The sequence below is a fragment of the uncultured Methylobacterium sp. genome (assembly GCF_964242245.1).
Classification (GTDB): Bacteria; Pseudomonadota; Alphaproteobacteria; order Rhizobiales; family Beijerinckiaceae; genus Methylobacterium.
Genome location: NZ_CAXTBY010000121.1, coordinates 1 through 10,733, shown reverse-complemented (window position 1 = coordinate 10,733; position 10,733 = coordinate 1). Strand labels below are relative to the sequence as shown.

Below are 10,733 nucleotides of genomic sequence, written 5' to 3'. Positions count from 1 at the left end.
CTTGAGAAGGGCCAGGGCCGCGGTGATCTCGTTGCCGTCCGGCGCGACCTGCAACGCCCGATCATACGGTTTCCGGGTGATGAGCTCGGTTGCGTGCGCTCCCTCCCCCTTTAGCGGGGGAGGGTGGCCCTCGCGTGAGCGAGGGTCGGGTGAGGGGAGCGCCGTATCCGGACCCGGCGCTCCCCTCACCCGACTTAGCTCGCGGGCCACCCTCTCCCGCAGAGGGGAGAGGGAAGGACGCGCGGGTTACGGGGCGCGCCGCCCCCCGAACCAATCAGTCGGAAACTGTATCACGCCACCGAGCGTGTTGGCGAACGCCGCCACGAGATGCACGCCCTCGCTGCCGTCGTGGCCACCGGGGGCAGACCCGCGCAGTCGCTTGCCGTCCAATGCCCCGTGACCGGGCGCGCCGGCACCCCGCACCCAGTCGCCCAGCATCGCCTCGGTCGCGGTCACGTCCAGAGCCTTGTGATGTAATAGAGGGAAGACGCACGCGCTCGGCAGCACGCTCGCGTGCGAGCACAGGAGCGGCCGTGAGCGATCGTCCGATCTACCTTGACGTTCGCCTCGACGCTGCTCGCGCCGGAGGCGCGCGAAGCCATGCTTCGGGCCTGAGGGTGGCCCGGGAACGCGGGCTCGCCGCACCTCGCTGGCGAATGGGCGGCCGCGGAGGTCGCCGCCGCCCGGCAAGCCGTTGCCGGACTCATCGGCGCGGCGCCATCGGAGATCGTGTTCACGTCCGGTGCGACGGAAGCCAACAACTTGGCTCTCCTCGGCTGCGCCCGGCGCGCGCTGCGGGACGGTGACCCGCGACGGGTCATCGTGGTCTCGGCGATCGAGCACAAGGCCGTCCTTGAGCCGGCGCAGCGGCTCGCTGCCGACGGCTTTGAGGTGCGGCTTGCACCCGTTGATCGGACGGGACGCGTTGATCTTGAGGCGCTCGGCCAGAGCGTGGACTCTCGCACGCTCCTCGTCCCGATCATCGTGGCTCAGCTCCTCATGGTTGTTGAAGGGTGCCGGTACGAGTGCTATTTAGGGTGCTAATAACTAGGTCCTGGAGAGTGCTATGGCGAGCCTCGTTCTTGCTGAGATGACGGCCAGCGTATCCGAGCTGAAGAGAAACCCGATGGGTACCGTGGCGGCCGGGGAGGGCGCGCCGGTGGCGATCCTGAACCGGAACGAGCCTGCCTTCTACTGCGTGCCGGCACGCATGTACGAGACGATGATGGAGCGTCTGGAGGATGCCGAGCTGAACGCGATCGCCGACGCCCGCGCTGGGGAGCCCGTCATCAAGGTTGCGCTGAGTGACCTATGAACTCGGCTTCCTCGACCCTGCCCTGAAGGAATGGCACAAGCTCGACAGCAACACGCGGGATCAGTTCAAGGCAAAGCTCACGCAGCGGCTTGCGGAACCACGGGTGCCGTCCGCGATGCTCGCCGGCAGCAGGGACCGGTATAAGATCAAGCTGAAAAGCCTGGGATATCGGCTGATCTACGAAGTACGCGACCGGCAACTCCTGGTCGTCGTGGTGGCTGTCGGCAAGCGCGATCGCAATGCGGTCTACAGGGTAGCCGAGGCTCGATGACGGCGACCTAAGCGCCGGCGAGCGCGATCAGGCCTGGACGGACGGACAAGGACTGGGCTGCGATCGAGCCGGTGCCCCAAGCCGGTGGGCGGCGATCAGCGCTCGCCTGCCATCGAAGCGCAAGCCGCTCTGATCTTGGAGACCCCCGAGGGCAGGCCCGCGAGGCCAAGCCCGAGCTGTTCCTGCGCGAAGTGCGCGCGCGGCTGGCCGAGCGGGGTCTGCCAGGGGGCAAACAGCCTGTCGCGCTTCTTCAAGCGTCACGGCATCACGCGTGAAAACACACAGGCCACCCGGCCGAGCAGGACCGCGAGGATTTGAAGGCGGCCCGCCTCGCATGGTTGGAGGGCCAGCGCGATCTCGATCCGGACAAGCTCGTGTTCCTGGACGAGACCGCGACCCACACAAAGATGGCGCGCCGCTACGGACGAGCTCCACGCGGCGAACGCTGCCGTATCGCAGTCCCGTTCGGCCACTGGAAGACCATCACGGTCACGGCGGGGCTACGCGCCAGCGGCTTGACCGCGACCGCGCTGCTCGACGGGCCGAGGACCGGAGCCCGCTTCCAGACTGAGGTCGAGAACACCTGGGGGCCCCATCTGAAGCGAGGCGACAGGGTCGTCCTCGACAACCTGCCCACCCACAAGGTCGCGGGCATCCGCGAGCGCATCGAGGCGGCAGGGGCAAGACTGCTCTACCTTCCGGCTTACGCGCCCGACTTCCAACCCGATCGCGCAAGCCTTCGCCAAGCTCAAGGCCACTCTACGCGCAGAAGCCGCGCGCACCGTTATCGACCTCTGGAGCGCCATCAAACAAACCTTCCAGCCCTTCACACCTGACGAGTGCCGCAACTATCTCGCAGCCCCAGGCTACGATGCATTAGGATCCAACTCGATCGGATACAGCTCTAGGTCGGCCTGCGCCTCGGTCTCGTTGCCGGTTTTGTTCGGGTGAGCTTGCTACCTAATACCGGAAAATGCTCTGAGCCGCGGCCGCCTGCGGCGCCGGGGCGGGGACGCGCCGCATCAGAGCCACGTGGAACAGCGCCCCGAGGCTCGCGCCGATCAGCCAGCCCCAATCGCCGACGTTCGGGATCAGGGCGTAGGCGCCGGCCAGCGACAGCCCGATCGAGACGAACCCCGAGGCGGCCAGCGCGATCAGCGCCCGCCGGTTCCAGCCGCCCTCGAAGTACAGCGAGCCGGAGGGCGACAGGGTGTAGAGGTCCTCCAGCACCACGTGCTGGCGCTTCACGAGGTAGTAGTCGGCCACCATGATCCCGAACATCGGCCCGAGGATCGCGCCGAAGATGCTCACGAACACCGTGATCGCCTGAGGGCTCTGCACGAACAGCCACGGGCACACCAGCACCGACAGCACCGAGGTGATCAGCCCACCCGTGCGGAAATCGATCCGCTCCGGGTTCAGGTTGGCGATGTCGTAGGCCGGCGAGACGAAGTTTGCCACGATGTTGATGCCCATCGTCGCGACGATGAAGGTGATCGAGCCGAGCGCCACCACCCACGGGTTGCCGATGCGCTCGACGATGGCGACGGGGTCCATGATCGCCTCGCCGAACACCGTCACGGTGCCGGCGGTGACGATGACGGTGATGACCGCGAACACGATGAAGTTGACCGGCAGCCCGAGGAAGTTGCCGACCTTCATCGCCTTCTCATCACGCGCGAAGCGGGAGAAGTCGCCGAAGTTCAGCAGCAGCGCGGCGAAGTAGGCGACGATCAGCATCGCGGCGTTGGCGATGTGCTTGAGCGTCGAGCCCTCCGCGGGCGGGCCGAGCTGCAGGGACAGGCTCGACGTGCCGGTCTGCGCCAGGATCCAGATGGCCAGCGCGAACATCACCAAGTAGACCACCGGCCCGCAGAAATCGATGAACCGGCGGATGGTCTCCATGCCGTTGAGGAAGATCAGCAGCTGGAACACCCACATGAACAGGAAGCTGAACCAGCCAAGCGGCGAGAGTCCGGCGAAGCTGCCGTGGATGTAGGCTTCCGCCGCCGGCCAGAAGGTGAGCACCAGCACCTGCACCGCTTTCGAGGCGAAGTAGGTCTGCACCCCGTACCAGACGATGCCGACGATGCCGCGCAAGACAGCGGCGAGGTTGGCGCCCATCACCCCGAAGGACATCCGCGCGACGACGGGGAAGGGGGTTCCGTACTTCAGCGACGGACGCCCGATCAGGTTCATCAGGAAATAGACGATGGTGATGCCGATCACCATCGCGGCCAGCACCTCCCAGCCGGTGAGCCCGAGGAAGAACAGGCTCGCGGCGAAGGTGTAGCCGCCGACCGAGTGCACGTCCGACATCCACATGGCGAAGATGCTGAACGCGCCCCAGGTGCGTCCCTCGGGCGCGGTCGGCGCGAGATCGTGGCTGTAGAGCTTCGGGTGCGCGCCGGTGACGACGAGGACGGGCGGCGTCGCGTGTCCGGACATGGTCGTCTCCCTCGGCTCGATCGGGACGTGCGCCGCGTCGAGGGGACTGCCGGACGATGCCGCCGCGCCCCGTTGCTGGGTTAGGCAAGTCCGGCGCCAGTTCTTCGGCCGGAGCGCGCGTCCCGGTCGCCGTTTGCCGACCGAATCGCCTGGTCCAGGCCCGTGCCGATGCCGGCGCAGCCGCACGGCCGAGGCACGCATGCTGCATGGGTGCCGGCCGGGTCGATCCCGTCCGCAGGCGCGGATGCGGGTGCCCGGGAGACGACCGATGACCCAGAAGACCCTGTCGCGCCGCGCCGCCGCCGGCCTGATGGCCGCCTCGGCGCTCGCCCTCCTCGCCGCGCCGGCGCGCGCCGAGGAGACCGGCCGCCTGACCACCCACGTCCTCGACACGGCGAGCGGCCGGCCGGCCGGCGGCATGAAGATCGACTTCTACGCCAAGGACGGCGAGGGCTACCGCCTCGTCTCCTCGACGCAGACCAACCCGGACGGCCGCACCGACAAGCCGCTGCTGATCGGCGAGGCGGTCAAGGTCGGGCAGTACCAGATCGTCTTCCACGTGGCCGAGTACTACACGAAGATCGGCACCAAGATCTCCGATCCGCCGTTCCTCGACACGGTGCCGGTGCAGTTCTCGATCTTCGACGCCAAGGCGCACTACCACGTGCCGCTGCTGACCACCCCGTGGAGCTACTCCACCTACCGCGGAAGCTGAGGCCCGCCATGTCCACGCTCACGCTCCTCGGCACGACGCTCCTCGGCGCCGCGATGGTCATGGGCGCGGGCGGGGCACCCGGCGGGGGCGGCCCGGTGGCCGGAGCGGCGGCCCCCGCCCTCGACGTGGCGCGCGTGAACGCGATGGACCGCGCCGCGTTCGTCGCGGCCTTCGGCGGCGTGTTCGAGAACGCGCCCTGGGTCGCCGAGGGCGCGTTTCCCGCGCTCCCCGTCGCCAGCCCGGCAGCGCTGCACGCGGCGATGATGGCGGTCGTGCGCGCGGCGCCCGCCGACGCACGGCGCCGCCTGCTCAACGCCCACCCGGAACTGGCGGGCGCCGACGCCCGGGCCAAGCGCATGACGGACCACTCGGTGGCCGAGCAGGGCAGCGTCGGCCTCGACGCCCTGACCGAGGACGATTTCGCCCGGTTCGACCGGCTCAACGCCGCCTACCGCGAGAAATTCGGCTTCCCGTTCATCATCGCCGTGCGCGGCCGGAGCAAGGCCGAGATCGTGGCGGCGTTCGAGCACCGGCTCGCGAACCCGCCCGCCGCCGAGACGGAGGCGGCCCTCGAACAGGTCGGGCTCATCGCGCGGCTGCGGCTGGAACGGATGCTCGGGCCGTTCGGATGAGGGACCGGATGCCGTCCGGCGCTCCGGCGACGGTCGAGCGCCGGCCCTCGGCGTCCGGGCGCGTCGCACGCATCATCGTGCCGGCTCGCGCCGACGACCGGGAACCATCCGGACGGCACCTTGCTTGCACACGGAATCGAAACGATTATCCGACCGATTCCGCGGAGTCCTCGTGAGCCAAGCCGTCAGCCTCGCGGAGGATCAGGACGCCGCAGCCGGTCTGCCCGCCGCGCCCGTCACGCGCAAGCCGGGCGCCGTCCGCCACGCCGGCGGCCCGGCCCTGACGCTGGGCGCGCTCGGCGTCGTCTACGGCGACATCGGCACGAGCCCGCTCTACGCGTTCAAGGAGGCGGTCAAGGCCGGCGTCGCGGGGGGCGCTCCGCTCGCGGCGGCGGCGACTGGCGCGGTCTCGCTGATCCTGTGGGCGCTGATCCTCATCGTGTCGCTGAAGTACGCGGTCTTGATCCTGCGCGCCGACAACCGCGGCGAGGGCGGCATCGTCGCGATGCTGGCGCTGCTGGGCACCCGCCACGCCCGGCCCGGCTCGTGGCAGGCGCTGCTGCTCGTCGTCGGTCTGGTCGGCGCGGCGCTGCTCTACGGCGACGGCGCGATCACGCCGGCGATCTCCGTGCTGTCGGCCATCGAGGGCCTCAAGGTCGACGCGCCCGTGCTCACCCCGTTCATCGTGCCGATCACGATCGTGATCCTGGTCGCCCTGTTCCTGGTCCAGCGCCAGGGCGTGGCCGTGATCGGGCGCGTGTTCGGCCCGGTGATGCTGGTCTGGTTCCTCGTCCTGGCGCTGATGGGCGTCGGCGGCATCCTGCACGCGCCGATGATCCTGACGGCGCTCAACCCCTGGCGGGCGGTCGACTTCCTCGGCCACGCCGGCTGGCACGTCAGCTTCGCGATGCTGGGCGCGGCCTTCCTCGCCGTCACCGGCGGCGAGGCGATGTACGCCGATCTCGGCCATTTCGGCGCGCGGCCTATTCGCATCGCGTGGTTCGGCCTCGTCCTGCCGGCGCTGGTGATCCACTACTTCGGGCAGGGCGCCCTGCTCATCGTTGAGCCGGACGCGATCGAGAACCCGTTCTACCGCCTCGCGCCCGACTGGGCGCACTATCCCCTGATCGCGCTCGCCACGATGGCCACCGTCATCGCCTCGCAGGCGGTGATCTCCGGTGTCTACTCGCTGACCCAGCAATCGATCCAACTCGGCTTCATGCCGCTGATGCGCGTCGTGCACACCGACGAGGGCGAGCGCGGCCAGATCTACGTGCCGGTGGTCAACTGGCTGCTGGCACTGGCGACGCTTGCCGCGGTGCTGATCTTCGGCTCGTCGGACGCGCTCGCCGGCGCCTACGGCATCGCGGTCTCGGCGCTGATGGCGATCACCACGCTGCTGGCCGCCCTGGTGGCGCTGAAATGGGGCTACAACCTCTACGCCGTGGTCGCGCTCAACGGCTTCTTCCTGGTGATCGACCTCGTGTTCTTCGCCGCCAACAGCGCGAAGCTGTTCGAGGGCGGCTGGTTCCCCCTGCTGCTCGCCTTCGTCGTCGCCTTCCTGATGCTGACCTGGATGAAGGGCCGCCAGTTGCTGGAGGCGGTGCGCGAGACCCTGCGCCAGCCCGAGGCCGCGTTCCTGGCGCGCCTCGCCTCGCACCCCCCGGTGACGCTGCCCGGCACCGCCGCCTTCCTCACCGGGGCGACCGAGGGCATCCCGATGGCGCTGGGGCGTCTCGTCCAGCGCAGCCGCTGCCTGCACGAGCGCATCCTCTTGATCACCGTGATCTACGAGGAGGAGCCCGTGATCCCCGCGACCGAACGCGCCCGGGTCACCCTCGTGGCGGCGGGCATCCGCAAGGCGATCTCGCAGTACACGCCCGGCATGGAGCGGGTGGTCCTGCGCTACGGCTTCATGCAGACGGCCTCGATTCCCGAGGGCCTCCAGTGCGCGGTGGCGAGTGGCCTGCTGCCGGCCGAGTTCCTGGAGGACATGACCTACTTCGTCGGCCACGAGGCGATCATCCCCTCGACGAAGAACCCCGGCATGTCCGGTTGGCGCGAGGGCCTGTTCGCCTTCATGAACCGCAACGCCGAGCGTACCGGGGCGCATTTCGGGATTCCCGCGCAGCAGGTGGTCGAGGTGGGGACCGAGATCGAGATCTGAGGGTTTTGGGTCGAGCGGTTCGGTCGAGCGCCCTCCCTCCTCCCCTCTGCGAGGGAGGGCGGCCCTCGGCTCACGCGAGGGTCGGGAGAGGGAGCGCCAAGTCCAGATGCAGCGCGCCCCTCTCGCTCGACTTAGCTCGCAGGCCACCCGCTCCCGTGCGCTCTAGCGGATGCACACCTCTCTCGACGCGATCGGATGAGGCGCGGGTCCCCTCTCCCCGCTTGCGGGGAGAGGCCCGGCTGCACCCCGTCGTGCAGCCGGGGAGCGAGAGGCGAAGCCGAAGCGACGGTGAGGGGGCAATGCCGGACCAGACGCATCCGGTGTCGCCCCCTCACCGTCGGCTGCCGCCTTGGCCCACGACGACGACGGGGTCGTCGCGGCGCTCTCCCCGCAAGCGGGGCGAGGGGATGCGCGGCCACCGACGCGTCAAGCGCCGAGATGTGTGAAGCCGGTAGTCCGCTGAAGGGAGAGAGGGCGCCGGGAGGATGACGATGAGCAACCCTCAATCCACCGCCAGCCGATACCCCACCCCGCGCACGGTCTGGAGAAACGTCGGGTTGGCCGGGTCGACCTCGGTCTTGCGGCGGAGCCGGTTGATCTGGACGTCGACTGTGCGCTCGGCGGCCGCGCCCCCGCTGCCGGCGAGCACCTCGCGCTCGACGTTGGCGCCGTTGGCGCCGGCCAGGATCGTCAGGATCTCGCGCTCGCGCTCGGTGATGCGGATCATCTCGTCCTCGCGCCTGAGTTCCCCCCGCTCGATCCGGTAGGTGAACGGCCCGAAGGTGACCACGTCGCCGGTGCCGGTGTCCCGGCGGGGGCCCGAGGCGCGGTTGATGATGTTGGTGAGCCTGAGCGTCAGCTCGCGCGGCTCGAAGGGCTTGGGCAGGTAGTCGTCGGCGCCGATCTCCAGGCCCATCACCCGGTCGTTGGTGTTCGAGCGGGCCGTCAGCATCAGGATCGGCACCCGCGAGGTCTCGCGCACGCTGCGGGCGTAACTGAACCCGTCCTCGCCCGGCATCATCACGTCGAGCACCATGGCGTCGAAGACGAGACTCTGGGCCTTGGCCCGCGCCTCCGCCGCGCTCGCGGCGGCGGTGACGCGGAATCCCTGCTCGGCGAGGTAGCGGGCGAGCAATTCGCGCAGGCGCCGGTCGTCGTCGACGACGAGGACGTGCGGCGCCCCGTCGGAGAGCTCGGCGCGGGTGTGCGCGGCCATCAGGCGGCGCTCCGGCCGCGGCGGGCCATCAGGCGGCGGATCGCGGCGCGCTCCGCGGGCTCGATCATCCCCATCAGGAAGCCTTCCGGTGAGTCGCCGTCGGCCGGCGCGGCCAGGGCGCGGGCGAGCCGCTCGGTCTGCACGCGGGTGAGGTCGGCGGCGAGCCCCGTGCCCCGCTCGGTGCAGAACAGCAGGCGCTGGCGCCGGTCGAGGGTGCCGGTCCGCTGCGCCACGTAGCCCTGGCCGATCAGGTCCTTCAGCACCCGGTTGAGGCTCTGCTTGGTGATGCGCAGGATGTCGAGGAGTTCCGCGATGGTCAGCCCCGGGTAGCGGTCGACGAAGTGCAGCACCCGGTGGTGCGCCCGGCCGAAGCCGTAGGCGGCGAGAATCCGGTCCGGGTCGCCGACGAAGTCGCGGTAGGCGAAGAACAGCAGCTCGATCAGGTCGTCGCTCGGGCGGGCGAGCCTCGGCGCGCGGGGCGCCTCGGCGGCCGGGGGGGGATCGCGCGTGGCGGAGGATGTCACGTCTGCGCCATGTCCCGGGTCGGGTCGATGACCCTGCGACGGATATAAGTCAGTGTCGTTGACATATTTCAGCCCGGTTGGTACCCGTCAACCCCGCCGGGCGGAGCCGCATCGCGCCCGCCCTTTTCGCAGACATCCCCCTCGCCGCGGGAGCCCGCGCGGGCCGCGACGATCCCGGTGGGCACGCCAGGAAGATCCCCATGTCCGTCATCCCGTTCGACGCGCGCGAGGGCACCATCTGGTTCGACGGCGCCCTGGTGCCGTGGCGGGAGGCCAAGATCCACGTGCTGAGCCACGGCCTGCACTACGGATCGTCGGTGTTCGAGGGCGAGCGCGCCTACGGCGGCGCGATCTTCAAGAGCCTCGCGCATGCCGAGCGCCTGCGCCGCTCGGCCGAACTCCTCGACTTCTCCATTCCCCACTCGGCCGACGCGATCGTCGCGGCCAAGGCGCACGTCCTCAAGGTCAGCGGCCTCCAGGACGCGTACCTGCGCCCCGTGGCGTGGCGCGGCTCGGAGATGATGGGCGTGTCGGCGCAGGGCAACACCATCCACCTCGCCATCGCCGCCTGGGAATGGCCGAGCTACTTCGACGCCGCCGCCAAGATGAAGGGCATCCGCCTCGACATCGCCGATTACCGGCGGCCGGACCCGCGCACCGCGCCCTGCGCCTCGAAGGCGGCCGGCCTCTACATGATCTGCACGATCTCGAAGCACCGGGCCGAGAACAAGGGCTACGCCGACGCCCTGATGCTCGATTTCGAGGACAACGTCGCCGAATGCACCGGCGCCAACGTGTTCTTCATCCGCGACGGGGCGATCCACACGCCGACCGCCGACCGGTTCCTGAACGGCATCACCCGGCAGACGGTGATCGACCTGGCCCGCCGCCGCGGCGTGCCGGTGACCGAGCGCCGCATCCGCCCGGAGGAGATGGCGGGCTTCTCGGAGTGCTTCATCACGGGCTCCGCCGCGGAGGTGACGCCGGTGGCCGAGATCGGCCCCTACCGCTTCACCCCGGCCGCCGTCACGAGGACGCTGATGGACGACTACCTCGCCGAAGTGCAGCCGAAGGCCCACGCCGCCTGAGGCCTCCCGTCCCCCGCCCGATTCGCCGGGCGGGGAACCCCGGCGATCGGACGCGCGTTGGATCGGAACATTCCAAGAACGGAAGTTCCGCCATGACCAAGGCCGCCGCCAAGACCTCGAACGTCAAGACCTCGAACAAGACCGAGAACCCGAAGACCGATCCGAAGGATATCTCGAACCAGATCAAGGACCCGGACCAGTGGACCACCGGCGGCGAGCCGATGACCGGCGCGCAGGCCTCCTACCTCAAGACCCTGTCGGAGGAGACCAAGGAGGCGGAGGCGTTCGATCCGGACCTCGACAAGGCCGAGGCCTCCCGGCGCATCGACGCCCTGCGCAAGGAAGCCGGGCACGGCT

10 protein-coding genes and 3 pseudogenes are annotated in these 10,733 nt (G+C 69.6%); 9 read left to right on the top strand and 4 right to left on the bottom strand.

The window, feature by feature from the left end; all coding sequences use genetic code 11:
- Window positions 1-288: 288 nt before the first annotated feature.
- Window positions 289-468: pseudogene (locus ACFE8Y_RS18450) on the bottom strand (ISAs1 family transposase); the annotation flags it as partial.
- Window positions 469-654: 186 nt separating this feature from the next.
- On the opposite strand from ACFE8Y_RS18450, the pseudogene ACFE8Y_RS18445 reads away from it, so the two are divergent.
- From ACFE8Y_RS18445 to ACFE8Y_RS18430, 4 genes and pseudogenes are all read left to right on the top strand, one after another.
- Window positions 655-1,044 (top strand): annotated as a pseudogene (locus tag ACFE8Y_RS18445) (aminotransferase class V-fold PLP-dependent enzyme); the annotation flags it as partial.
- A 22-nt stretch (window positions 1,045-1,066) separates the two neighbouring features.
- The gene (locus ACFE8Y_RS18440; RefSeq protein WP_375465836.1) at window positions 1,067-1,315 is read left to right on the top strand and encodes a type II toxin-antitoxin system Phd/YefM family antitoxin; all 249 of its coding nucleotides are present in this window, start codon (window positions 1,067-1,069) and stop codon (window positions 1,313-1,315) included.
- Complete coding sequence (locus ACFE8Y_RS18435; RefSeq protein WP_375465835.1) at window positions 1,305-1,586, top strand: type II toxin-antitoxin system RelE/ParE family toxin; 282 nt, start codon at window positions 1,305-1,307, stop codon at window positions 1,584-1,586. The genes ACFE8Y_RS18440 and ACFE8Y_RS18435 overlap by 11 nt, the downstream gene beginning before the upstream one ends.
- Before the next feature lie 78 nt (window positions 1,587-1,664).
- Window positions 1,665-2,537: pseudogene (locus tag ACFE8Y_RS18430) on the top strand (IS630 family transposase); the annotation flags it as partial.
- A gap of 9 nt (window positions 2,538-2,546) precedes the next feature.
- Here the strand turns inward: ACFE8Y_RS18430 and ACFE8Y_RS18425 are convergent.
- On the bottom strand, window positions 2,547-4,034 hold the full coding sequence (locus tag ACFE8Y_RS18425; protein WP_375465834.1) for an NCS1 family nucleobase:cation symporter-1: 1,488 nt from the start codon (window positions 4,032-4,034) through the stop codon (window positions 2,547-2,549).
- A 310-nt stretch (window positions 4,035-4,344) separates the two neighbouring features.
- Here ACFE8Y_RS18425 and uraH point away from each other — a divergent pair, with 310 nt between their 5' ends.
- The 3 genes from uraH to ACFE8Y_RS18410 all read left to right on the top strand — a co-directional run bounded on the left by uraH (window position 4,345) and on the right by ACFE8Y_RS18410 (window position 7,548).
- Entirely contained in the window at window positions 4,345-4,749 is a 405-nt protein-coding gene (gene uraH, locus ACFE8Y_RS18420; RefSeq protein WP_375465838.1) for a hydroxyisourate hydrolase, read from the top strand.
- Between the two features lie 8 nt (window positions 4,750-4,757).
- On the top strand, window positions 4,758-5,381 hold the full coding sequence (gene uraD / locus ACFE8Y_RS18415; protein ID WP_375465833.1) for a 2-oxo-4-hydroxy-4-carboxy-5-ureidoimidazoline decarboxylase: 624 nt from the start codon (window positions 4,758-4,760) through the stop codon (window positions 5,379-5,381).
- Window positions 5,382-5,601: 220 nt separating this feature from the next.
- A complete protein-coding gene (locus tag ACFE8Y_RS18410) occupies window positions 5,602-7,548 on the top strand; it encodes a potassium transporter Kup (RefSeq protein WP_375465837.1) in 1,947 nt (648 codons plus the stop codon).
- A gap of 502 nt (window positions 7,549-8,050) precedes the next feature.
- On the opposite strand, the gene ACFE8Y_RS18405 is transcribed toward ACFE8Y_RS18410, so the two are convergent.
- Both ACFE8Y_RS18405 and ACFE8Y_RS18400 read right to left on the bottom strand, forming a co-directional pair.
- Window positions 8,051-8,764, bottom strand: coding sequence for a response regulator (locus ACFE8Y_RS18405; protein ID WP_375465832.1), 714 nt, complete (start codon window positions 8,762-8,764; stop codon window positions 8,051-8,053).
- Window positions 8,764-9,288: a MarR family winged helix-turn-helix transcriptional regulator gene (locus ACFE8Y_RS18400; protein WP_375465831.1), complete on the bottom strand. Its 525-nt coding sequence runs from the start codon at window positions 9,286-9,288 to the stop codon at window positions 8,764-8,766. Before ACFE8Y_RS18400 ends, ACFE8Y_RS18405 begins: the two co-directional genes overlap by 1 nt.
- 200 nt (window positions 9,289-9,488) lie before the next feature.
- On the opposite strand from ACFE8Y_RS18400, the gene ACFE8Y_RS18395 reads away from it, so the two are divergent.
- Window positions 9,489-10,376, top strand: a complete 888-nt coding sequence (locus ACFE8Y_RS18395; RefSeq protein WP_375465830.1) for a branched-chain amino acid aminotransferase — start codon at window positions 9,489-9,491, stop codon at window positions 10,374-10,376.
- Window positions 10,377-10,468: 92 nt separating this feature from the next.
- The coding region (locus ACFE8Y_RS18390) for a DUF3072 domain-containing protein (protein WP_375465829.1) at window positions 10,469-10,733 on the top strand (265 nt) is incomplete at its 3' end.

What these genes read in the sequence shown, in the direction of transcription:
- ACFE8Y_RS18440 (WP_375465836.1), top strand. Translation starts at nt 1,067, where the DNA reads ATGGCGAGCCTCGTTCTTGCTGAGATGACGGCCAGCGTATCCGAGCTG.
- ACFE8Y_RS18425 (WP_375465834.1), bottom strand. Translation starts at nt 4,034, where the DNA reads ATGTCCGGACACGCGACGCCGCCCGTCCTCGTCGTCACCGGCGCGCAC.
- uraH (WP_375465838.1), top strand. Translation starts at nt 4,345, where the DNA reads ATGGCCGCCTCGGCGCTCGCCCTCCTCGCCGCGCCGGCGCGCGCCGAG.
- uraD (WP_375465833.1), top strand. Translation starts at nt 4,758, where the DNA reads ATGTCCACGCTCACGCTCCTCGGCACGACGCTCCTCGGCGCCGCGATG.
- ACFE8Y_RS18405 (WP_375465832.1), bottom strand. Translation starts at nt 8,764, where the DNA reads ATGGCCGCGCACACCCGCGCCGAGCTCTCCGACGGGGCGCCGCACGTC.
- ACFE8Y_RS18395 (WP_375465830.1), top strand. Translation starts at nt 9,489, where the DNA reads ATGTCCGTCATCCCGTTCGACGCGCGCGAGGGCACCATCTGGTTCGAC.